The organism is Clostridium sp. 16K-1-R1 (assembly GCF_023921145.1).
Classification (GTDB): domain Bacteria; phylum Bacillota; class Clostridia; order Clostridiales; family Clostridiaceae; genus Sarcina; species Sarcina perfringens.
This window is the reverse complement of the sequence record NZ_CP046515.1, coordinates 636,523-659,760: the sequence shown is the minus strand read 5'-3', so window position 1 is coordinate 659,760 and position 23,238 is coordinate 636,523. Positions and strand designations below refer to the sequence as shown.

Here is a 23,238-nt window from a genome sequence, read left to right as displayed (position 1 = left end):
AATTTATATAAAGTTTACAATTGAACTATTCAAGGAGGAAGGTTAATGGATTTAAAAGCTCTTAATCCTAATGGAAATGCTTTTTTAGTTTCTTTTACTAAAGCAAAAAAAACATATAAAAAATTTATTTCACCAACATTAAATGATTTGGGATTAACGCATAATGAATTTGAAATATTAGTTTTCTTACAGGAAAATTTAGAATATAATACTGCAAAGGATATAGTCGAATTTTCAGGTCTTTCTAAAGGATTAATTTCAAGATCTATAGAAAGCTTATTAAAAAAAGAAATGCTATCAATAAAAAAAGATGACAAAGACAAAAGAATATTTAGATTATACATATCTCCCTCTGCTAATGAAACACTTAATATTTTAAACAAAGTAAGTAATAGATTTTTTAAGTTATTATTAGAAGATTTAAAAGATGAGGAACTTATATTTTTCGATGAAGTTTTAAATAAAATGATTAAAAATCTAAATAACTTAAGAATCTAATTAGGCTATAAAATAATAAAAAATGGGTTTGTGTCTAAAATATAAAAAATAAAACTTACAAACATACACTATTTGTAAGTTTTATAAAGAGTTATTTTAATATACGCCCATTTTGTTATTTAACTTCATTTATATGCTTAAACATAGCCTTTATATTTTTTACATTACCATACACTGTTACCTTATCACAAACTTCAAAAGTATAATCAGGAGTTGGGAAATTAACAAACTTATCCCCTTTATCTATATTTAAAACTTCTATTTCATTTGCTTTAAGATCACTATCTCTTATGCTCTTTCCAATAAGTGTTGCCTTGTTTGAAAGATATATTTCATAAACTCCAAAGCCTTTAGTGTTAGTTATTAAAGTTAAATGCTTTGAATTAATCTTGTCCCAAATTTTAGATTGAACAATAAATTTCTCAATTTTATTTTCAAACTTTTCTAATAAAGAACTTTTATGAAAAAACAAAACAAATATAATAAAAAGAACAATTACAGCTATGGAACCTACATCTATGACACTACTAGTTATTATATTTACTGCAAAAGATATAATAGTTGCTGTACTGGCATAACTAAATCCCATAAGCCAAATAGCAAGCTTTCTTCTAGTAGGATGTTGAACTATTATCTCACTTTCTTTTGTTGTAAAACCTGTTCCTGTCAAAAGAGATGTAACTTGAAATCTGGCTTTTTCTATTGGCACCCCTGTAAGTCTAAATAATATAGCAAAGAAATCTACTATTATTAAAAATATCATTAAAAATAAAATAAATGTAAGTACTAAAACCACAAGTACCTCTCCTTCCCATTAACTATTTAAAATTATTATCTGATAATACTACAATATAGTAATTTTTCTTGTTGTTCATCATCCAATTTAATATGTTGTTCTTTAATATTACTTAAACTTTTATCCTTCTTTTCACATTCAGCTACTTTAAACACAATACCTAAAATCAACAAAATTACAAGCAAAACTTCTCCAGCAATTAAAATCATCCTAAAAAATTTCATAATGCCTCCTAATATAGAGATTTATAAATTTCCTCCATATCTTTTATTTCCATAGATACATAATTATTTTTAAGTAATCTTTGTTGATTTTTCATTACACTTTGAGAAAATTTTTCAATTTCATCAATTGTCATACCATATTCTTTTAAATTTTTTCTTCTAATAAGATTATTTAATAAGTTTTCTAACTCTAAATAACAATCCTCTTCCTTTGCATTTATAATACTGCTTATTAATTTTGTTAATTCGCTAATTTTTCCATCTCCATTGTTTTTCTTGTAGAAATTTAATACTGCCATTAAAAATTGATAATTTGCCTCTCCATGAGGAACATGATATTTTCCTCCTAAAGGATAAGATAAGGCATGAACTGCACCAACTCCTGCATTACCAAAGGCTATTCCTGCATAATTGCTTGCAATTAAAAATTTATCCATTATAGTATTTCTATACTCTTCACCTTTTTCTATTATCTCTTTATATCCACTTAAAATCATTTCAATTGCTTTAAAGGCAAATAAATCTGTGTATGGAGTAGAATTTGGAGATAAAAATCCTTCTATACTATGTATTAATGCATCAATAGAACTATAAACAAAAGCTTTATAAGGCATTGTTTTACAAAGTTCAGGAATTAAAACTCCCTTGTCTGCATAAAGTTCGTCTACTGCTAAACCTAACTTAGTATTTTCACTCTTTATTTCTACAATAGATATGTTTGTTACCTCACTACCAGTACCACAAGTTGTAGGAACTATAATAAGCTCCTTATCTCTTATTATAGGAAGTTCTCTTTTAAATAGTTTCTTTGTACTATCTACATCTTTTAAAGCTAAAAGTTTACCTACATCTAGAATTGATCCTCCACCAATAGCTATAACTCTATTAAAATCTATATTTTTTATATCTTTAAAAATTTCATCTATAATTTCATCATTAGGTTCATTGAAATTATATTTGTCCTTTAAGACATAATTACATTTTAAATCTAAAGATTTAAAACTTCCTTCATATATTCTTCTGTTTGTAAAAACTAGGTCTTTTTCATTTAAATTTAATTCTTTTGCAAATTCAGAAGAAGTATCAAAACCTAGTATTTCCGTATTTAAACTTAAAAGTTTCATCTTAATCACCTACTAAATCACTAAAATATTTTAACTAATCGTACCTATAAAAATTACATGAATTAAAACCTTCATTTATTCTTTAATTTTTATTCACAACAAATTAATAATTTTATTATACTAAATTTTATATTTTTTCTACAACCAAAAGTATTTCCAATAAATATTTCATAAATTCCTTTATTAAAAACACAATAAAAAAATCTATAAATGTTAGAAAAACAAATAACATTTATAGATTTTAATTATCTAATTCATATAAAACTTATTTTATAAAAATTAATTTGAAAGTTTATTGCACCATTTAAAATTAATCTACTTGTCTTAATAATCTCTTCATAACATCATTAACCTTAGCTATTCCAAGATCTTCATGAGCCATTACCATTATTAATTTTACATCATTGTAAGACATATCCCATTTATATGATCTTATATCTAATATAGCATCTTCTGGCATGTATTCAAATATCATTCCAGCAACCTCTTCTGCTAAATCTAAATAATCTTCAAATAACTCTTCATCATTTAAATCTTTAAGATCAGAATTCTCTTTCATAAGACCTCTTAAGATATCCATATCTATGCTTAACTTAAAAGCAATTATATCTTCTCTTTTTGAGCTCTTACATAAATCACTTACAACTCTGGCATCAGTATTAAGTTCTATTTCTTTTTTTATTTCTTCACTATCCAACACTCTGTTTCCAAATGCAACGTACATGTAAATTACCTGCTACTCAAAATATGGTCAAAAATATCCATATTGAGAAATTTCCTTCTTCATAAAGCCTCGCCTTGCCTAAGCTACTACGATTTTTTATGGCTCTCCAAAGGCTTAAATTCCGAAGTTAGCCCTCCGTACATATATAAGTGCTTTTGATTTTAAGCTATCTTATATTCTTTAGCATTTTTAAGATTAATACTTGCGTTTAAATCTCTATCAATAGTAAATCCGCAATCGCATTTATAAATTCTATCTGATAGTTTTAAATCTTTCTTAACCTTTCCACATTGACTACAAGTCTTTGATGATGGATAAAATCTATCCACTATTCTAAGTTCTATATGATTTTCTTTGCATTTAACTGTTAACTTAGTTTTAAATTTAAAGAACTTCTGACTTGCAATAGCTTTAGATAAATGCTTATTCTTCATCATTCCTTTAATATTTAAATCTTCAATTGTTATATAGCTTGGTTTTTGCTTTATAATCGAAGATACTATTTTATTTATATAATCAGTTCGTATATTAGCTAATCTCTGATGAAGTTTTTGTACTTTGACTACTTGTTTTTGAATATTTTGACTAGTAACATTTCCTCCTTTTTCTTTTTTATTTCTTATTTTTAAACTTTCATATTTCCTTGAAAGTTTTCTTTGCTCTCTTTTTAATTTCTTTTCTACTTTTTTAACAGTAGATATTTTATTTATATTTTTAAATTTATTACCATTTGAACATATTACAAATTCCTTAATACCTAGGTCAATTCCTACGCCTTCATTATTGTGATTAAATATTTCTATACCTGTATTGCCATTAGATATTTTTATAGCTGTTTCTTCAACCAGTATAGATACATAATATCTATCAGCTTTTTGACTTACTGTACCACTTTTGACTATTGAATTTACTGGAATATAACCAAACTCTTTTAGTCTTACCCATCCTAAAGTTGGTATTTTAACTTTATGTCTTTCTAAAGTCCAATCAGTCTTATTATTTTTAGGAAAATATGCTTTTACATCTTGATTTTTCTTTTTCTTAAATCTTGGAAAGCCTTTAGCTTTTTTAAAGAAATCTCTAAAAGCTTTATCTCCATTCATAATAGCTTGTTTAGTAGCTTTTGAAGACACTTCTTTAATCCACTTCATTTCTTGATTATTAGGAATATACTTATTATTTAACCATTTTGAAAAATCCATACCACTAACAAACTTTCCTTCTCTCTCGTAAATCTCTTTGTTACGAGCAATATAAAAGTTATAGACAAATCTTGATACACCAATAGTTTGGTGTATTTTTGTTTTCTGTTCTTGTGTAGGATTAATCTCTATCTTGTATGATCTTTTCAACTTCTTCATCCTCTCTAATCTTTTTTAAATTCTCAATAACTTCATCTAATATTATTCCTTTAGTATTAGCGTATTATCTAAGAAATTCAATTTAATTTTTTAAATCACCTTTTAGATCAGAAGTTGAAACTAGTGTATAAATAATAATTCTGCAAACTCTTTTGGTCTATAGTGTTTATTAATATAATCACATCATTTTGTGACTATATTATACAATATAAGAATATATTTGATTGTATTTTTAGTAACTAGAGAGCATCTCCTTAGTTGTTTATAACTCTAAACCATATTTAACACAAATATATTTAATTAAAATTATTATTCTAAAATCTACCTATATATTTATATCACTTGTTAATGTATTATTACAAGTAATATTTTTTCTCTTGTTTAAAAAATAGTGATTTTAAGTTTCAACCTAAGATAAAGTTATATATGTATCCTTACCTTAATTATGATACTAAGAAAATAACTTTTCAATAATTCCTGTATGTTCTAACAATATATTTATACCTATAAGAATTAATATAACTCCACCTACTATTTCAGCATAGTTTTTAAATATATCTCCTAATTTTTCACCTATTATTACCCCTAAAAAACATAAAACAAAAGTTATAATACCAATTATTATTATAGTTTGAACTATAGAAATACCTAAGAATGCAAAACTAACCCCAACTGCTAAGGCATCAATACTAGTTGCAATAGCTAATACTGTAATATTTTTAGCACTTAGCTCCTCTTTGCGTTTCATATTAGCAAATTCTCTTTCTTTATTTTTGCTAACTTCCATTGATACTGCAACCTCAGCTTTTTCTTCATCATCTTCTTTTAAAGCTTCAAAAATCATTTTTCCACCTATGAAACTTAATAATATAAATGCTATCCAATGATCAAAGGCTTTTATATAATCTGCAAAATATCTCCCAGCTCCCCATCCTATTAAAGGCATAAGCGCTTGAAATCCTCCAAAGAATAAAGCAACTTTTAATGCATCTTTAGCTTTTACTCTAGTAAGGGTTATTCCCTTAGCAACTGATACGGCAAAAGCATCCATAGCAAGGCCAAAACCAGTTAAAACAATAGATAAAATACTCATAATATATCCTCCTACTTATAAAAACTTTATAAAAAAAGACCTATATGCAGCAAAAAACTGCATATAAGTCTCGCTATTTAAGATTAAGCCAGACCAAAGCTCTTTGGTCAATTTGTTGACTTAATCACTCATTCAACTTGAGCTAACTACTCCCTCATATGGAAACAAAGTTTGTTAAATACTTTAAAACTTTATCATAAATATTTGCATAAATCAATGGTATATTACTATTAAAATTTATTAACATAAATATGTTCTTTATATTTTACTCCAATTTAAGTAAATTTATTTCACTAATTTTATATTTATTTTTATATAACATCTTAAAATATCCATAACAAACTTTTATGAAAATTATAATTTCAATTAGTGTAGTATTGATTTTTTATATGAAAAGTTAAATTGACTAACTCTTAAAAATTCATTTCTTATTAAGAAATTTAAGGATAGAGATTAATTTACTATTTAATAAATTTATCTCTATCCTTACATAACATGCTTTGACTTTTAGGTTTATGAACTTAATTATTTACCACAAGATTTTTCATGACATTTAAATTTATTAGCCATTTTTTCTTCTTCTTTTCTTACTTCGGCCATTTTTTCTTTTTCTATTTTCATTGTATGTTCTGAATCACAATGACTTATTCTATGGTGTTTTGACATATAAAATTCCTCCTTATTTTTTATTGCATAGGTAAATTTTTATATTAAAGATATTGGATTAAATTTATCCTTACCTTTACCCCCATGTTACTCTGAAGCTAGGTCTTTGTAAAAATTAATAAAGTCTCATTTATTATGATTTAAAGTTGAAATTTCTTATTTTACCTAATACTCAATATGTTTTCTGTATATTAAGCCATATCCTGCACTATTTTTAAAAACCCTCTAAAATAAAAATAATTCTAATAAACTATTATTTATTTTATTAGAATTATTATCTTTAAAGCATAAAAAAATTAAGAAATTTATAGTCTAAAACTATAAACCTCTTAATTCTCTACATTTCTACCATAATTTTATTTTAGGTTTTATTTTAGATAACTCTTTACTTTATAGCCATTACTTCATACTTAAAGTTCTATCTAAAATCAATACTTATATATGCTATTCTTATTTTTAAATATTAAAAATTAAATAGCACTCTTATTTACAGTGATTATAGTTTCTTCTCCAACTTGTGAAAGCTTATATTGGTATCCATCTTTTTCCCATGAATAAACTTTAGAATCACCATTTTCCTTATCCTTGCTAATTTTCGGCTCACCTAATACCTTCTTTATGTTTTCTAATATATTTTCTGGCTCTATTCCTTTAAAGTGAACACTTACTGCACTTATATTTTTTGAATCATCAAGTTCTAGTATTAAGTTTGCATTATAATTAAACATTCTTGTAGAATAGCTTGAGGAAACAATAACTTTTTTTCCTGCAACCTCTTCTATATTTTCATTTCCAGTTCCCTTATTTTCTGAAACCTCATTGTAAGTCTTTCCTACATAAGTTCTTAAATCATTAAAATCACTTTGATTTTCAACACTTTCTTGAACTTTTGAATCATTACTACTTGTATTGGCCTTATTATTTGATCCAACACACCCAACCAGCGATGTAACTAATAAAGAGGTCGTTAAAATACTAGCAACAATCTTTCTTTTATTCATTTTTTTCTCCCCCACCTATTTTTCATGTGTTTTTTTAAATGCAAATGTGTATGATTTGCATCTTCATCTAATTATAGTATAGTTTCCCCAAGGAAAAATTACAAAACTTATTTTTAAGCTCTTTTAATTAAGAAAATATACTATAAACAAAAATATTTTATTTATTAAACTTAAAGGGAGCTCCTACATATAACCAACTGTTCTCATAAAAAAGTGTAAACCATAAGAAATTAAGAAAGAAAATATACCATAGGGCATTTCCTCCTGTAAATCCCTTAAGTCCAATTAGTGAAAGTAATCCTAAAAATCCTAAATATCTATGCTTGTTATATTCCACACTATCCCCTCCTAATAAGTATTTCTAATATAATTATACTATACAAATCAGGAAATATTTTCTATGAAACTATTTATTTATTAGCCTAGAGTATATTTATATTCAGGTCTCCCAACATTCCCGCTAGTTAGTGTTACATTTACCTTTTTAACATCCTCTAAGTAATCCATATATTTTTTTATTGTTACATTGCTTATTTTTAACTCATAGGCTATTTCTCTTAGTGTCCAAACCTTCCCTTGGTTTTCTTTTAAAAACTCCATTATCCTATCTAAAGTTTTTTGATTTAATCCCTTAGGTAATTCAATCTTTTCCTCTAAAGATTTTGAAATAACATCTATATCCTGCTGACTTAAAGCCTCTCTCTTATTTAAAAGATTATTTTTTTGTTTATACTTATTTATAGCCTCCTCAAACCTCTCAAATTCAAAGGGCTTAACTAAGTAATCAGTTACCCCATAAGCAAAGGCTCTTTTCACCTCTTCAACACTATTGGCAGCAGTTATCATTATTACATCAGTTAAATACTTCTTGTATCTTAAACTTTTTAATATATCAATACCATTTTTCTTAGGAAGATATACATCTAAAAGAATTAAATCAATATTTTCTTTATCTAATACCTTTATTATTTCCTCTTCAGTTTGTACTGGTCCTAATATATCTTTAAAGCCCATATTTTCTAAAAATCTTTTATTAATAAGAGCCACCATTGGATCATCTTCTACTATAAGTATTTTCTTTCCCATTATTTTTCTCCTTTTAAAATAGTTATAATAAATATTTTCTCTTCATTGAATTCCTCAATATCAATACAACCATCATAAAGCTCAACTCTATTCTTAACTAATGATAATCCTGTTCCTCTTCCTTCTCCCTTTGAGGAAACTCCTAATTCAAATATTCTTTCCTTTATATTATTATCTATAGGTTTCCCATTATCCCTAACTTGCAATTCTATCTTTTCATCATCTTCATATAAAGTAACCTCAACTTCCTTGTTATAACTACTTGAACATACACAAGAATCAAAAGCATTTTCTATTAAGTTACCTAAAATAGTAACAATATCATAGGAATCAACATAATTATGATTTCCAAATAAAAATGATTCCTCTGTTAGAATAAAGTTTACTCCTCTTTCTTTAGCAACTAACTCTCTACTTAAAAGTAATCCTCTCACGTAATAATCCTCTACGTTTGAAAATTTTAAAGAGTTATTTTCATGAACCTTTTGAGTTTTTAATATGTATTTTCTAGCTTCTTCATATTCACCTAGTTGAATTAATCCTAAAATTACATGTAGATTATTTCTAAATTCATGGACATTAGCTCTTAGATTCTTAACAACCTCATCAACTCCAGTTATCTCTTTTGCAATTTTTCTAATATCATTTCTATCCATTAAAGTTATTACAGAACCTAAATATTCACCCTTTTTCATAATAGGTTGTATAGTTACAAATACCTTCTTCCCCTGAAGTATAATTTCTTTCATTTCTACAGGTTTATTTTCTTCTATATAAGGTAATAATTTTTTCAATACCTTATACTTTGAAAACCCATCTATAAGCTTATAGCAATTATCATTTATCTCTGTTATTTCATTATTTTTATTTAAGGCAATAATACCTTCGCTTACTGTATTTAATATTATCTTTTTTTCTTTATATAAGGCAGCAATTTCTTCTGGTTCCATTCCCAAAATTGCCTTTTTAACCTTTCTAGCAAAAAGTTTAGATATTAATATAGTAATTAAAAAAACTAAAATAAAAAGTCCCATATATTTTATTAAAGTCTTATGGGTTAAAAGTTGAATCTCATTATAATATTTACCTACCATAATAAAACCAACTTGTTTTCCATTGTACATTACAGGTTGAAACCACCTTAAAGTTTCTCCCATAGAGCCCTTCATCAAAGAATAATAACTACTTCCTTGTGTTAAAACCTCTTTCTTATCCTCATTAACAAATACCTGTCCTATTTGCTTCTCATCTAAATGAGAATACTTAACCCCTCTCATATCAGCAACAACAATAATATCAACATCATTTATGGCTTCAATAAAATGTTTGGTATATTCTTGTATTCTTGAGTTTATTTCTCCATTACTAAGATCCTCCTGAATAAAAGGAATCTCACTTATACTAAAAGCAGTCTCTTTTAAGGTATTTCTTACATCTTCATCCATATATGAAAGCTTATCTTCTATAAATAAAGTAAAAGATAATGCTAGTGGAATGAAAGTTATAAGTATAGCCCATAATAATATTTTATTTTCAAATTTTACTTTCATATTTTTCACCACCGTGAAGGAATTATATCATATTGTAAAGATTACTCCAATTCTATTTTTAACTTTTCACTAATCTTTTTTCTAAACCCATATTTTCAACTTTTTTAATTTTTAAATATATTTTAGATTTAAATTAAACTTAGGAAATCTCATAAAAAAAGAGTATATCATAATTTATAGCTCTAGAAAATATAGATTATATTTTCTTAAGAACATAATTATTGATATACTTCTTTTGTTAGTAAACTTATTTAATTTTAACCTTAATTAAAGTAATTTAAAGATACTCTATTTATTATGCTATTGCATTTTTACAAGTATTTCCCTCTAAATACTCCTTTAAGTTTTCATATGATATTCCTATCATATTTCTTAAAGCCTCATCTGTATATGAACCCATATGAGGAGTTACTAAAGCTCTTGGGTATAAGCTTATTAATTTTTCATATGATTCATTTTCTAACTTTTGTCCCTCTAAGTTTTTGAAGAATACTGCTGACTCACCTTCTAAAACGTCAGCTCCAAATCCACCTAATCTTCCTTCTTCAAGAGCTTTTACTATAGCTTCTATATCTTGTAATTCTCCTCTTGCAGTGTTGATTATAATAGCATCATTTTTCATTTTTGATATGAATTCTTCATTTATCATGTGATAATTTTGCCCTTTTATATATGGCATATGTACTGATATTACATCAGAAACTTTTAAAACTTCATCTAAAGGCATAAATTCAACTATTTCCTTAGCAGCATCACTTTGGAATACATCATATGCTACAACCTTAGCTCCTAGCCCTTTAAATAATTTAGCAGTTGTTAATCCGATTCTACCTGCTCCTAATATTCCAACTGTACAGTTTCTTATTTCTTTACTAAACATAAATCCATCTACTACAAAGTTTTTATTGCTTGTTCTATTAGTAGTGTATGCTGTATGTCTTAAAAGCATCATAGCTAAACTCACAGCTAATTCTCCTATAGCATTTGGTGAGTAACCTGGTACTCTAGCAACTTGTAATCCTAAATCCTTAGCAGCATCTAAATCAACATGGTCAAATCCAACAGTTCTAGTTAAAACATATTTAAGACCCTTACTCTTTAATAGTTCTAAGTTTTGTCTATCAGCCATACAGTTTCCTCTTACCATTATAGCCTCAGCCCCTATAGCTTCCTCTACATTTTCATGGTTTAAGTTTTTTTCAACTAAAGTTAAATCATATCCGAACTCTTCATTTAACTTATGGAAGTATGGTACCTCTGTTTCTCTAACTCCATAACATACTAATTTTATCATACGAAAAACCTCCTCTTTTCCCCATCTTTTTATTTTATTTAAATCTCTATTTATCCTTTTAATTTAAATTTCTAATTAAATTTTTCATATTAAATATAAGTGAAATAATATTTGAATGAGTGCTTAGAATTTCATTTTTTATGGAATAGATTCAGCGTTAAAAAGCGAAAACTGTTTGAAGCGAAGCAAGTTTTTGAGCTTTAGCTGAATCTATGGAATAAAGAATAGAAATTCTCCACGAAATTCAATAATTATTGAACTATATTTAATATGAAAAATATGTTTTTAGTTTTAAAAAGTTTGTTAGTTTTTAAATGCTTATATTATTAAGCGAATAATCCTATGTTTTTGATTATTTGTAATATTACTATCCAGAATGGCATTGCTACTACGGCAACCACTGTTGATAGTAATGAACAGTTTGATGTTAATAAAGCTTCCTTATCAAAACTTATTGCGTAAGCTGCTGCCACTGTAGCAGTTGGAGTAGCTAACATTATAACTGTAGTAGCCATTCCTTCAAATGAAACTGGTAATATACCTGTTTTATTTAATACTACTAATAATCCTAAGTTTATAACTGGAACTAATATTATTTTTATTAAACTGTAAACCCAAGGTTCTTTTTGTCCTACAGCTTGCTTAAATGGTACTTCTGCTAAAGTAATACCTATAGCTAACCATGCAAGTGGTGAACATAATTTATCTAAGTATGTAAGTGGTTTATATAACCAAGGTAATGTTTGATCTATTCTTAAGAATGCATAACTCTTATCACCTATTTGAACTTGTGGTAACATACCTTGGAATAACCATATAAATAATCCTAAGAATGTAGCTATAATTACTGGATTTAGTAACATTTCTTTTAAGTTTTTCTTTAAGTTTTCTTTGTCCATTTTTACACCTGACATTTTGATGTATCCATATGAATATAAGAAAACTCTATATGCTATGTTAAATATTGATGAGTACATAGCTCCAACTGAACCATAAACTGCTTTAACTATTGGAACTCCAAAGAAAGTTGTTGATCCAAATATAGTAAGTACTCTAAATACGTCTTGCTTGTCCCCTTTAACTCTTGCAAATATAAACTTTGTTAATACAATTAATAATATGTAAATTACAAATCCCCATATTAGAATATTAATACCTTCATGTAATTCTTTTTGATTAATATCTTTCATGAATGAAGTAAATGCTAATGCTGGAATTGCAACTGTTAATACAACCTTAGTTAATATTTTAGATGCAGCCCCTGTTAATATATTTCTTTTTCTAATATAAAATCCTAAGAATATAATTGCTATTGATGAAAATATTGCACCTATGATTGCATTATCAGTAAGTGTTTTTTGAATGATTTCTAACATTACTAACCTTCCTCCTATTTTGTGTTTTTTTTAACATTTAAAGTTATGTTGATTTTTGTCGAAATTTCTTCTCACAAGAATTATTGTACAAGCCTTGCCCTTTTCAAACAATTTATTTAAGTTTTTAAATAATTATTTAAGTTATTTAAGTTAAATATTTAACAAAATCAAAATTTATTAAAAACTAAAAAAAGCCCTTAAAACAGCTTTATAAGCCATTTTAAGAACTTTCACCTATAAAATTATTATTCTTTTTATTTAGAAATGAGTATGTATCTTACTTCATCATTAAAAAAATCCTTTGTTAATTGTTTAATTATCAACTTAGAATCTAAGGATATGTATTCTTTTAAAGCATCCTCTATAAGAGCTATTTCATTTAAATTTACTCCTTCTTTGCTCATTAATATTAATTTAAATAAATTATCTCTCTGTATTTTAGAAAACTCCCCTAAAATCCTCATAATTACCTCTCCTGAAAAATCCACCCCCTTAACCTTTCCAAGAGTTAATTTAGAGTTAGCTATTTTTTTTCTATATTCAGACCATTTATCTACTAAATCATCCTTTAATAATAAGAAATCTATTAAAATATGAATAAACTCATTTAAATTAACATCATAATTATTTAATACTAAAGAGCACTTCCTAAATCTTGAATCTATATTAGTAACTTTATTAAATATAATCTCTTCATTAAATATGATTAATATCTTGTCCCAATTTATATCCTTTGAAATTTTATCTAATTTATTCATAAATGAAGTTATAAACAATTCATCCTTATTAGCTTCTTTATTAAGTAAATCAAAAAAAATTATTTTAATTTCTTCATCTTCACCATTTTTATTTAAATAAAGTAAATCCTTAAACCTATTTGTATCATTTAAATAAGTTTCATTAAATTCTTTACTTCCTAATGAATAAAAGTTAATTACAGAACCTCTTTTACTTAGATAAATCCTATTAAACTTCTCTTCACTAAATCCATTTTTATATTTTTTTCTATTACAAATTTCTTTATAATCTAAAACCTTTTTATTTAAAGAATATTCCTCACAATTTAAAACCCTAAAAAGCCCCTCTTCTCTATGACTTAAGATTTTATCACCAACATATAAAAACCTAAACTTCATAAAAAAACCTCACAAATTTCACTTTTAATACCTTATTTTCATTAAAATTATTTAATAAAAACCTAGGCAATAAAAGCTATTAATAATTATTTTATCTCAGCTAAATATAATTATATCATATTAGATTCTTTGCATTATGTAATAACTAAAATTATATCTATCAAACTAAATCTTTAAAAAGTTATCTTAAAATAAATTTCTTTAAATTAAATAAGTTACTTTAAATTAATATCTTACTTTAATTACTTTTAATTTATTAACTTACTTTCAATTAAATAAGCTACTTTAAAATAAAAAAAATATAGCTGATACAAATTTAAAATTCTTAAAATTCATATCAGCTACATTATTCATATATTTTATTTATACTATTTTTAAGAAAAAATACTTTTTAACACTATTTAACCAAAATAATTTATTACATACTTCTATAAAACTCTAATTTAAAATAACTTATTCTAAAATCTCATAATCTTAAATTTTAAAGTTTATATTTCTTATGAAGCACTACTTTGTTCAAATTGGCTATTGTAAAGGCTTGAATAGAATCCACCTTTTTCTAGAAGCTCTTCATGATTTCCTTGTTCAACTATATCTCCATCCTTCATAACAAGGATTAAGTCTGCATCACGTATAGTAGAAAGTCTGTGAGCTATAATAAAGCTTGTTCTTCCTTCCATAAGTTTTTCCATAGCTTTTTGTATTAAAAGCTCTGTACGAGTATCAACTGAACTTGTAGCCTCATCAAGTATTAATAGCTTAGGATCTTTTAAGAAAGCTCTAGCAATTGTTAAAAGCTGCTTTTGTCCTTGTGATATATTACTTGCTTCTTCATTTAAGACCATATTATATCCATCTGGTAAAGTTTTTACGAAATGATCAACATGGGCAGCCTTAGCAGCTTCTTTAACTTCAGCATCTGTTGCATCTAGTCTTCCATAACGTAAATTCTCCATTATAGTTCCATTAAATAACCATGTATCTTGAAGAACCATACCAAATAAGTTACGTAAATCAGCACGCTTAAAGTCTCTTATATCATGACCATCAATCTTAATACTTCCACTATTTATATCGTAGAATCTCATTAATAATTTAACTATTGTAGTTTTACCTGCTCCTGTAGGTCCAACAATAGCAACCTTTTGCCCTGGTTTAACATCTACTGAGAAATCATTTATTATTATCTTATCTTCATTATATCCAAAATGAACATCTTCAAATTCAACTTCTCCTCTTATTTCTGAAGGATCTACTGAATTAACTGGATCTTTAACCTCATCCTCTTCATCTAAGAATTCAAATACTCTCTCAGCAGCAGCCGCTGTTGATTGCATTATATTTGCAACCTGAGCCATTTGAGATATTGGTTGGTTAAATGAACGTACATATTGGATAAATGCTTGTATATCCCCAACTGTTATAACACTTTTAATTGTTAACCATCCACCAAGTATTGAAACTAAAACATATCCTAAGTTTCCTACAAAAGACATGATTGGCATCATCATACCTGATAAGAATTGAGATTTCCAAGCTGATTTATATAAAGTATTGTTTAATTCATCAAAGTCTTTAGTTGAAGCTTCTTCTCTATTGAAAGCTTTCATTATATTGTGTCCACCATAAACCTCTTCTACTTGACCATTAAGATGACCTAAGTATTCTTGTTGAGATTTAAAGTATTTTTGAGACTTCTTAACAACTAAAGATATAAGAACCATTGAAACTGGAAGTATTATAAATGTTGCTAAAGTCATAATCCAACTTATTGAGAACATCATTATTAATACTCCAATTAAAGTAACTACTGAAGTTATTATTTGTGATAAACTTTGATTTAAAGTTTGGTTCACTGTATCAACGTCATTTGTAATTCTTGATAAAACCTCTCCATTTGTTCTTGTATCAAAATAATTAAGAGGTAAAGTATCCATTTTTTCTGATATTTGCTTTCTTAAATTATAAGAAACCTTTTGAGCAACTCCTGACATTATAAAAGATTGTATAATCCCAAATAATGAACTTACTAAGTATAGAGCTACTAAAATCATTGCTATATTTCCAATGTATCCAAAATCTATAGAAGCATCTGGTACCCCTGTTATCTTTTGAACTAAACCTTCAAATATTTTAGTAGTGGCTTTACCTAAAATCTTAGGTCCTACAATTGAGAAGGCAGCACTTCCTATAGCAAATAATATTACAATAGCTATAGATAAACTATAGGGTTTTAAATAAACCCCAAGCTTTTTCATTGTTCCTTTAAAATCTTTTGCTTTTTCAACGGCTCTTGGGCCTCCGCCCATTCTACCCATTGGGCCACCCATTCCGCCTTTTCTTTCTTTACTCATTACTTAGCTCCTCCTTTGAAAGTTGAGATAAAGCTATTTGCTTATAAACCTCACAATTTTCTAGAAGTTCCTTATGAGTTCCCTTACCAACAATCTTACCTTCATCAAGTACTATTATTTGATTAGCTCCCATAATTGTGCTTATTCTTTGTGCAACTATAAGCATTGTACTATGTGATGTTTTCTCATTAAGAGCTTTTCTAACAGCTGCATCTGTTTTAAAGTCAAGAGCTGAGAAACTATCATCAAAAATATATACATCAGGATTTTTTACTAAAGCTCTGGCAATTGAAAGTCTTTGTTTTTGTCCACCAGATACGTTAGTACCACCTTGTGAAATTTCCTCTGCATATTTTAAAGCTTTAGTATTTATAAATTCAGAAGCTTGAGCAATATTTGCAGCCTCTTCTAATTCTTCTAAAAGTGCATCCTCATTACCATATTTTAAGTTACTTTCTATAGTACCTGAGAATAATATTCCCTTTTGAGGAACATAACCTATTTTTTCTCTTAAATCATGTTGAGAAACTTTTCTTATATCTGTTCCATCAACTAAGATTTCACCTTCTGTAACATCATAGAAACGTGGTACTAAATTAACTAAAGTAGATTTACCACTACCAGTTCCTCCAATGAAGGCAGTTGTTTCCCCAGGCTTTGCAGTAAATGAAATATCTTTTAAAACATATTCCTCTGCACCAGGATATTTAAATGAAACATTTTTAAATTCAACATATCCTTTTTTATTTTTATTAAACTCATCATTCTTTTCAGGATCTTTTATGCTTTCTTTAGTTTCTAAAACCTCAGCTATACGTTGACCTGAAACTGATGCTCTTGGAAGCATTACTGATACCATAGATATCATTAAGAATGCCATTATGATTTGCATTGTATATTGAATAAATGCCATCATATCCCCAACTTGCATAACTCCATCATTTACATTATGAGCACCAACCCATACTATAAGAATAGTTATAAGGTTCATTATAAGCATCATAAGTGGCATCATTCCACCCATTATTCTACTAACAAAAAGATTTGTTCTAGTAAGATCTTTATTTACTCCATCAAACTTATTCTCTTGATATTTTTCTGTATTAAAGGCACGGATTACTAACATTCCTGTAAGTGATTCACGAGCTACTAAGTTAAGTTTATCAACAAGTTTTTGAACTAACTTGAATTTTGGAATAGCAAGTCCAAATAAAACTATTACTAAAGAAAGTATAGCAGCTAAGGCTACAGCTATTATCCATGACATTCCAGTATCTGTTTTTACAACTCTAAAAATACCTCCTAGACCTAAGATAGGTGCATAGAAAACTATTCTAAGAAGCAGAACCATAAGAGTTTGTATTTGTTGAATATCATTTGTACTACGAGTTATAAGGGAAGCTGTTGAAAACTTATCAAATTCTGCATTTGAAAATCTAACAACTTTTTCAAAAACTTTACTACGAAGATTTCTTCCAAATCCTGCTGCCACTCTTGCGGCTATTAATGTTACTGATACTGCTGCAATCATACTTCCAAAGGCTAAAAGAATCATTATTCCTCCAGTTTTTAGTATGTATTGGCTTTGTATCTTCTCTATATTCATGCCTAAATCAGTATATTGAGCTTTAATAAAAGTAGCCGCTGTTTGAGTAACCATACTCTCTGGCATACTTTCAAATTTCTCATTAATTTGCTTAAGCATATCATTCTTTTGTGCCTCTGGCATATTCTTAATCATAAAGAATGGATCTGTATTAGCAGGCATTCCTTGTATTTGTCCTTCTTTAGGAGCACTTTCTTCCATATTAGCCTTGGAATTATCAGAAGCTCCTGTAAGAGATGAATTTCCCATTACTCCTTGTAGGCCCTTTTCTTCAATTCCACCTACAACTATCATTGCCTTACCCATAATAGGATTTAATTCATTAATTATCTCTTTATCCTTAGTATTTAATTTACAAATATTCTCCTTCTCTAAAGCTGGATAATCTTTTACATATTCATCATACTCACTTTGAGATAGAGTACCTTTATCTAACAACGTATAATTGCTTTCTACTTTTTCTTTTTCATCTTTGCTCATAAAAAGTGTCAGTTTATCAAACTCTGATTTACTAATTACTTTTGGAACAGCATTTTCTATACCACCTTGCTGAATTCCTACATTGACTATGTTTGACATGTAATCTGGTAAGGATAAATCAAACATTGCCTGAGCAAAAAGAAGTACTATAACAGCTAAAATTGATGCCGTAAATGGTTTTAAGTATTTAATTAGCTTTGACATTTATTTCCCTCTTTTCTTTTTTAATTTATAATGTTTTAAATTTGTATTGCTTTGAAATTAAGTTAGTCCTAAAAATATATTTAAAAATCAATACTCACTAAAACAAAACTTTTCAAATCTATCTCTTTATAAATAGTTATATTTTAATATTAATTATATTTTTATAACTATTCTATGTCAATAACTATTTTTAGTGTATAATAGTTATATGTGGTTATAATATAAGGTGTTTTGCTACAATACTAAAAACTTTAAAAATTTATTCATTTATTATATTATAAATCAACTAAAATTTATGAACTTAATACAATAGGAGGTAAAAATGAATACCATAGAAAATTTAATGGGAGCTACTGAAGAACTTTACACACTATTATTGTGTTTAAATAGAAAAGTATTTAGTCATGATGATATTATTAAAAGATTGTCTATTCCGCCATCACATGCCAAGGTTGTATTTCATTTGCATTGCGGTGGAGAAGCTTCTGTTTCGGAAATAGCAAAAAAATTATCTATATCAAAATCAAATATGACTCCAATTATAGATAAGCTTATTCAAGAAAATTTAGTTGAAAGATTTACAGATCCTAATGATAGAAGAATTATCAGAGTTAGAGTAACGGAAAAAGGACATGAATTTTGTTTAAAACAAAGAGAAAAAACTAAAAAGCATCTTGAAGAAAAAATATCATCCCTTTCACCAGAGGAATTAGAAAGAGTAAAAGATTTAGCTAAAGAACTTAATAGCATTTTTTCTAAAATAGAATAAAAACTGTAAAAGAGCTTTTAAAATATAAAAATAAAACTTACAAACAATATAAAGAGAAATCTAGTAATTCTCGGAATATGTTTGTAAGTTTTGTAAAAAATTATTTTTATACTCTCACTTCATTATTTTTGATTATATTAAGCCTAGTCCTAATAAAGCCTTATATATTCCTTCATTTGGAACATTTTCTGTTTGCTTGTATGCGTGTGGTATTAAAGTTTCATGGGCATCTCCCATTGCTATTCCATATTTAACTCTTTGGAACATTTCTATATCATTTTCTCCATCTCCAAAGGCATAAGTATCCTTATCACTTAATCCTAGCTCCTTTATTAAATGTTCTATTCCATGAGCTTTTGTACATCCTCTTCTATACATATCATAAGATGAATGTCCTGGATGTTGCATAAATACAAATTCATCCTTAAATCTTTCAAATATGTCTTTAAAATCATCCTTATTATTATCAACAATAACAAGCTTATTTGCTGAAAGCTCCTCTTCTGTCCAGTCACCAGTAAAACTTTCCTCTGGAAGAGAAAAATTTTCTACCATTTTTTTAGCCACATCATTATTTAAAACATAACTTGTTTTTTGTCCTTCTAAAATAAAATTAATATTATGTTCAACGCAATAATCCATTATCTCTTTTAATTTCTCTAATTTTATATCATCATTAAGAATAACTTCATTATTTAACTCTATATATGTTCCATTAGATGCTATATATCCATCTAACTCTAATTCCTTTAAGCCATCATCAACAAAGCTCATTGGACGTCCTGTCGCAAGAATTGTTAAATACCCATTGTCTTTTAATTTTTTAATTGCCTCTTTAGTTTTATTTGATGGTTTATATAATCCCTTACCACAATCAATTAATGTGCCATCCACATCAAAAAATACTATTCCTTTTAAATTCTCCATAAATGCCCTCCTCCTTTTTAATAATTACTATAATATCATACTTTTTTTAAGATTATAAATCTTTTCAACATAATTAAAGGGAAAGTAACCCTGTATAAAAATAAAACTTACAAACATATTCCGAGAATTACTAGATTTCGCTAAGAATTTATAATTATTACTCCGAAGATATTACTAAAGCTTCGAAACTTAAGTGAAAGACCAAATTTTTAATTTGGAATCTTGAACTTATGCAATCGAACTTTGTGAGATTGTATTCCTAAGAAATTAACAGTTTCAGCTTCTTAACGTAATATCTTCTCCGTAATAATTTAAATTCTAAAGCTCATCTAGATATTCTCTTCATACTGTTTGTAAGTTTTATCAAAAGTTATTTTTATAAAGACCTCTTTATTTGTTACCTATAATAAATATTATATATTAATCTCTAAATTAAACTCCTTTATTATATGCTAAAAAGCTTTCCTACTAAGTCACCTATTATTACCCATATTGAGAATTCATTTCCTCCATATGTTTGAATGAAGTTTCCTACAGTTCCACTTACTAAATTTAAGGAAATAGCCGCTAATACCATTAGGATTATTCCTCCTAAAGCACTTGTAATTATAGCTGCTGGCCATCCACCTCTTGCATTAGCAAAGATAGCTCCTGGGGCAACATCAAAATAACATGCAACTACTAGTGGTATAAGAGCAAAGGTTAATACTCCTGATGCTCCTAATAAGAATAAAGTACCTATACTTGTTATAAGTGCTATTATGAATCCAATTAATAAAGCATTTGGTCCATATGGGAATATCATAGGAATATCTAAAGCTGGAATTGAACCCTTAGCTAATTTATCTGCTATACCTTTAAATGATGGTATTATTTCTCCTAAGATCATTCTTACCCCTGTTAAAAGTATTATCATACCTGCTGCAAAAGTTATTCCTTGAATTAAAGAATAAGTAATAAGTGGCTCACTTCCATATATAGCTATTCTACTTTCTTTTCCTATAAATAAACCAACTATTATATAAACTATAAACATAACTATTGCCGCTGTTATATTTGTATCTCTAAAGAAACTTAAAGACTTTGGAAGATTTAAATTTTCTATATTTTTATCTTTTTGTCCAACAAGCTTTCCTATATAAGAACCTAATAAACAATATATTGATGCAGTATGTCCAATAGTAAAACTATCATTTCCAGTTACATACTTAACATGTTTTCTTAATATATATGGGAATATTGTTATAACTAAAATATACATAATTAATGTGAATATGAATAACTTTAATCCACTTACATTATTTTCAATCCCAACAGCTAAGAAAAGCATTGGATACCAAAATAATATATTTCCTGTTAAGTATATAGTCTTAAATCTTGTATATCTAGCAATAATTATGTTGATTACAAATCCGCAAAGAAGTATTAATCCAACATAGCTTCCATACTGACCTAAAAATACATTAAAATCTCCTAATGTACTATTACTTTGAGTGTTAAATAATCCTGAAAAGGCATTAGCTAAAGGAGTAATTGAAGAAACTACTATATCTACTCCCTTAAGTAGAATTACCATTCCTATTATTCCTTTAAATATGCCTTTTAAAATAGCATCTATTGGTTTTCTTTGAAGTATTAAACCAATTGCTACTACAAGACCCATAAATAAAGCTGGATTTCTAAAAAAACTTACACAAAAATCTAATATTTCTTTCATTTTTAATAATTCCTTTTTATTTAATCTAATTTAATTTTTCCTTGATTTCATACAAATTAAAAGTTATCACATCATACATAAATTTATTATGGACTTAATGCTTAGTGATTTCTCTATAAATGATAAATCTAAAATAAAAGCTATTTAAAATAAACACCATATTTTTCTTAATTTCTTATAGCTTTTAAAATCTTTTCCTTTACTTCTTCTTTATCCATAAAGTTTGATATATAAACAAGTTTTCCACTTACTTGCCCTTCTATCTCTTCTCCAATTTCTTTTGATGTTAAAATTAAGTCCGCAGAATTTCCACATGCTGAAGTCATATCACTAGCTTCAACATAACCATTTATTCCTTCCTCTTCAAGAATTGAATCAACTGTCATTTTTAAAAGCAAACTTGTTCCAACTCCAAATCCACATACAGTCATAATTTTCACCTATCTCCCCTCCTCTCCATAGTATATAGATAGATTTAAATTTCAAAAGATCCTTTTAATACTTATCCCTTAGAAGTCAATTCATCTCTTAAAACTTATCTACAAATAAATATTACTTATAAAATATACTAATTTAAAATATCTTATAAGTTACTTTTTGAAAAGTTTAATAAATTACATAAAAAGCTCCATTATCTCTTTTTTATTTTGAGCATTTTTAATTTTATTAACAGAATCCTCATTTATTAAGACCCTTGCTAAATCTTGCAGAGCATCTAAATGACCTGTATTTTCCTTTGCTCCAATAACAAAAATTATTTCTATTGGATCATTATCCTCATGACCAAATTCAACTGGATTTTCTAAAGTAAGCATGCTAATACACTCTTTAAACACATAATCACCTGGTCTAGAATGAGCAATAACCACTCCTGGCATAATTGCCATGTATGGTCCTAAGTCATTGATTTTCTCTAAAATGTCTTTTACATATTCCTCTCTTATACTTCCATCTTTTAAAAGAGGCTCCGCAGCCAATCTAACTGCCTCTTCTTTGTTAAAAGCCTTAGCCTTGAGAATTATATTATTCTCATTTAATAAATCCCTAATAAAATTCACCAACTTTCCTTACGTTAATTTAACATCATAAAAACAAAAACCCCTAATTACTTTATAAATATGTTAAATTTACCTAAGTATATTATCATTCCAAAGCATTTAAAGTCAATTTTAAAGTATATTTAAGTAAAATAATCCTTTTAAATACAAAATACAAAGATAAATATTTAACCATCTTAAATTTAATATTCCTA

General features: G+C 26.9%; 22 protein-coding genes. 2 read left to right on the top strand and 20 right to left on the bottom strand.

All coding sequences use genetic code 11. The features are described from left to right. Positions 1-45 precede the first annotated feature (45 nt). On the top strand, positions 46-498 hold the full coding sequence (locus GOM42_RS02895) for a MarR family winged helix-turn-helix transcriptional regulator (protein WP_057230769.1): 453 nt from the start codon (positions 46-48) through the stop codon (positions 496-498). A gap of 115 nt (positions 499-613) precedes the next feature. Here the strand turns inward: GOM42_RS02895 and GOM42_RS02890 are convergent, their stop codons facing one another. The 16 genes from GOM42_RS02890 to GOM42_RS02815 all read right to left on the bottom strand — a co-directional run bounded on the left by GOM42_RS02890 (position 614) and on the right by GOM42_RS02815 (position 18,573). Then, positions 614-1,294, bottom strand: a complete 681-nt coding sequence (locus GOM42_RS02890; protein WP_003449949.1) for a TrkA C-terminal domain-containing protein — start codon at positions 1,292-1,294, stop codon at positions 614-616. A 35-nt stretch (positions 1,295-1,329) separates the two neighbouring features. Beyond that, positions 1,330-1,518 (bottom strand): hypothetical protein, encoded by a 189-nt coding sequence (locus GOM42_RS02885; protein WP_003471345.1) that lies wholly within the window; start codon positions 1,516-1,518, stop codon positions 1,330-1,332. A gap of 8 nt (positions 1,519-1,526) precedes the next feature. Continuing rightward, the gene (locus GOM42_RS02880; RefSeq protein WP_003450095.1) at positions 1,527-2,642 is read right to left on the bottom strand and encodes a 4-hydroxybutyrate dehydrogenase; all 1,116 of its coding nucleotides are present in this window, start codon (positions 2,640-2,642) and stop codon (positions 1,527-1,529) included. 310 nt (positions 2,643-2,952) lie between these two features. Further along, a complete protein-coding gene (locus GOM42_RS02875) occupies positions 2,953-3,366 on the bottom strand; it encodes a hypothetical protein (protein ID WP_003449951.1) in 414 nt (137 codons plus the stop codon). A gap of 161 nt (positions 3,367-3,527) precedes the next feature. Further along, entirely contained in the window at positions 3,528-4,718 is a 1,191-nt protein-coding gene (locus tag GOM42_RS02870) for a transposase (RefSeq protein WP_334212211.1), read from the bottom strand. A gap of 460 nt (positions 4,719-5,178) precedes the next feature. Next, positions 5,179-5,820: a manganese efflux pump MntP family protein gene (locus GOM42_RS02865; protein ID WP_057230765.1), complete on the bottom strand. Its 642-nt coding sequence runs from the start codon at positions 5,818-5,820 to the stop codon at positions 5,179-5,181. 525 nt (positions 5,821-6,345) lie between these two features. Beyond that, positions 6,346-6,486, bottom strand: coding sequence for a hypothetical protein (locus GOM42_RS02860; protein ID WP_003471247.1), 141 nt, complete (start codon positions 6,484-6,486; stop codon positions 6,346-6,348). 470 nt (positions 6,487-6,956) lie between these two features. Next, positions 6,957-7,487: a hypothetical protein gene (locus GOM42_RS02855; protein WP_003461219.1), complete on the bottom strand. Its 531-nt coding sequence runs from the start codon at positions 7,485-7,487 to the stop codon at positions 6,957-6,959. Between the two features lie 157 nt (positions 7,488-7,644). Further along, positions 7,645-7,824: a hypothetical protein gene (locus GOM42_RS02850; RefSeq protein ID WP_003450214.1), complete on the bottom strand. Its 180-nt coding sequence runs from the start codon at positions 7,822-7,824 to the stop codon at positions 7,645-7,647. An 80-nt stretch (positions 7,825-7,904) separates the two neighbouring features. After that, positions 7,905-8,573 (bottom strand): response regulator, encoded by a 669-nt coding sequence (locus tag GOM42_RS02845; RefSeq protein ID WP_003471331.1) that lies wholly within the window; start codon positions 8,571-8,573, stop codon positions 7,905-7,907. After that, positions 8,573-10,123 (bottom strand): sensor histidine kinase, encoded by a 1,551-nt coding sequence (locus GOM42_RS02840; RefSeq protein ID WP_011590236.1) that lies wholly within the window; start codon positions 10,121-10,123, stop codon positions 8,573-8,575. Before GOM42_RS02840 ends, GOM42_RS02845 begins: the two co-directional genes overlap by 1 nt. A 295-nt stretch (positions 10,124-10,418) precedes the next feature. Then, the gene (locus GOM42_RS02835; protein ID WP_011009879.1) at positions 10,419-11,417 is read right to left on the bottom strand and encodes a 2-hydroxyacid dehydrogenase; all 999 of its coding nucleotides are present in this window, start codon (positions 11,415-11,417) and stop codon (positions 10,419-10,421) included. Between the two features lie 326 nt (positions 11,418-11,743). After that, positions 11,744-12,793 (bottom strand): AEC family transporter, encoded by a 1,050-nt coding sequence (locus tag GOM42_RS02830; protein WP_003449992.1) that lies wholly within the window; start codon positions 12,791-12,793, stop codon positions 11,744-11,746. Between the two features lie 254 nt (positions 12,794-13,047). Continuing rightward, positions 13,048-13,929 (bottom strand): hypothetical protein, encoded by an 882-nt coding sequence (locus GOM42_RS02825; protein ID WP_057230763.1) that lies wholly within the window; start codon positions 13,927-13,929, stop codon positions 13,048-13,050. A 497-nt stretch (positions 13,930-14,426) separates the two neighbouring features. Then, positions 14,427-16,283, bottom strand: a complete 1,857-nt coding sequence (locus GOM42_RS02820) for an ABC transporter ATP-binding protein (protein ID WP_003455403.1) — start codon at positions 16,281-16,283, stop codon at positions 14,427-14,429. Next, positions 16,276-18,573, bottom strand: a complete 2,298-nt coding sequence (locus GOM42_RS02815) for an ABC transporter ATP-binding protein (RefSeq protein ID WP_057230761.1) — start codon at positions 18,571-18,573, stop codon at positions 16,276-16,278. The genes GOM42_RS02820 and GOM42_RS02815 overlap by 8 nt, the downstream gene beginning before the upstream one ends. A gap of 322 nt (positions 18,574-18,895) precedes the next feature. On the opposite strand from GOM42_RS02815, the gene GOM42_RS02810 reads away from it, so the two are divergent. Further along, the gene (locus GOM42_RS02810; RefSeq protein ID WP_057230759.1) at positions 18,896-19,342 is read left to right on the top strand and encodes a MarR family transcriptional regulator; all 447 of its coding nucleotides are present in this window, start codon (positions 18,896-18,898) and stop codon (positions 19,340-19,342) included. A gap of 132 nt (positions 19,343-19,474) precedes the next feature. On the opposite strand, the gene GOM42_RS02805 is transcribed toward GOM42_RS02810, so the two are convergent. The 4 genes from GOM42_RS02805 to GOM42_RS02790 form a co-directional block, all read right to left on the bottom strand. Beyond that, a complete protein-coding gene (locus GOM42_RS02805) occupies positions 19,475-20,269 on the bottom strand; it encodes a Cof-type HAD-IIB family hydrolase (protein WP_057230757.1) in 795 nt (264 codons plus the stop codon). Positions 20,270-20,714: 445 nt separating this feature from the next. After that, complete coding sequence (locus tag GOM42_RS02800) at positions 20,715-21,986, bottom strand: PTS ascorbate transporter subunit IIC (protein ID WP_003461029.1); 1,272 nt, start codon at positions 21,984-21,986, stop codon at positions 20,715-20,717. 167 nt (positions 21,987-22,153) lie between these two features. Further along, the gene (locus GOM42_RS02795) at positions 22,154-22,426 is read right to left on the bottom strand and encodes a PTS sugar transporter subunit IIB (RefSeq protein ID WP_057230751.1); all 273 of its coding nucleotides are present in this window, start codon (positions 22,424-22,426) and stop codon (positions 22,154-22,156) included. A gap of 174 nt (positions 22,427-22,600) precedes the next feature. Further along, positions 22,601-23,044, bottom strand: coding sequence for a PTS sugar transporter subunit IIA (locus tag GOM42_RS02790; RefSeq protein WP_057230749.1), 444 nt, complete (start codon positions 23,042-23,044; stop codon positions 22,601-22,603). Positions 23,045-23,238 lie beyond the last annotated feature (194 nt).

Excerpts from the sequence above, each read along its gene's own strand:
- GOM42_RS02855 (WP_003461219.1), bottom strand. The coding sequence starts at position 7,487 with ATGAATAAAAGAAAGATTGTTGCTAGTATTTTAACGACCTCTTTATTA.
- GOM42_RS02835 (WP_011009879.1), bottom strand. The coding sequence starts at position 11,417 with ATGATAAAATTAGTATGTTATGGAGTTAGAGAAACAGAGGTACCATAC.
- GOM42_RS02880 (WP_003450095.1), bottom strand. The coding sequence starts at position 2,642 with ATGAAACTTTTAAGTTTAAATACGGAAATACTAGGTTTTGATACTTCT.
- GOM42_RS02810 (WP_057230759.1), top strand. The coding sequence starts at position 18,896 with ATGAATACCATAGAAAATTTAATGGGAGCTACTGAAGAACTTTACACA.
- GOM42_RS02845 (WP_003471331.1), bottom strand. The coding sequence starts at position 8,573 with ATGGGAAAGAAAATACTTATAGTAGAAGATGATCCAATGGTGGCTCTT.
- GOM42_RS02830 (WP_003449992.1), bottom strand. The coding sequence starts at position 12,793 with ATGTTAGAAATCATTCAAAAAACACTTACTGATAATGCAATCATAGGT.
- GOM42_RS02865 (WP_057230765.1), bottom strand. The coding sequence starts at position 5,820 with ATGAGTATTTTATCTATTGTTTTAACTGGTTTTGGCCTTGCTATGGAT.
- GOM42_RS02895 (WP_057230769.1), top strand. The coding sequence starts at position 46 with ATGGATTTAAAAGCTCTTAATCCTAATGGAAATGCTTTTTTAGTTTCT.
- GOM42_RS02840 (WP_011590236.1), bottom strand. The coding sequence starts at position 10,123 with ATGAAAGTAAAATTTGAAAATAAAATATTATTATGGGCTATACTTATA.
- GOM42_RS02825 (WP_057230763.1), bottom strand. The coding sequence starts at position 13,929 with ATGAAGTTTAGGTTTTTATATGTTGGTGATAAAATCTTAAGTCATAGA.
- GOM42_RS02885 (WP_003471345.1), bottom strand. The coding sequence starts at position 1,518 with ATGAAATTTTTTAGGATGATTTTAATTGCTGGAGAAGTTTTGCTTGTA.
- GOM42_RS02875 (WP_003449951.1), bottom strand. The coding sequence starts at position 3,366 with ATGTACGTTGCATTTGGAAACAGAGTGTTGGATAGTGAAGAAATAAAA.
- GOM42_RS02860 (WP_003471247.1), bottom strand. The coding sequence starts at position 6,486 with ATGTCAAAACACCATAGAATAAGTCATTGTGATTCAGAACATACAATG.
- GOM42_RS02815 (WP_057230761.1), bottom strand. The coding sequence starts at position 18,573 with ATGTCAAAGCTAATTAAATACTTAAAACCATTTACGGCATCAATTTTA.
- GOM42_RS02800 (WP_003461029.1), bottom strand. The coding sequence starts at position 21,986 with ATGAAAGAAATATTAGATTTTTGTGTAAGTTTTTTTAGAAATCCAGCT.
- GOM42_RS02805 (WP_057230757.1), bottom strand. The coding sequence starts at position 20,269 with ATGGAGAATTTAAAAGGAATAGTATTTTTTGATGTGGATGGCACATTA.
- GOM42_RS02820 (WP_003455403.1), bottom strand. The coding sequence starts at position 16,283 with ATGAGTAAAGAAAGAAAAGGCGGAATGGGTGGCCCAATGGGTAGAATG.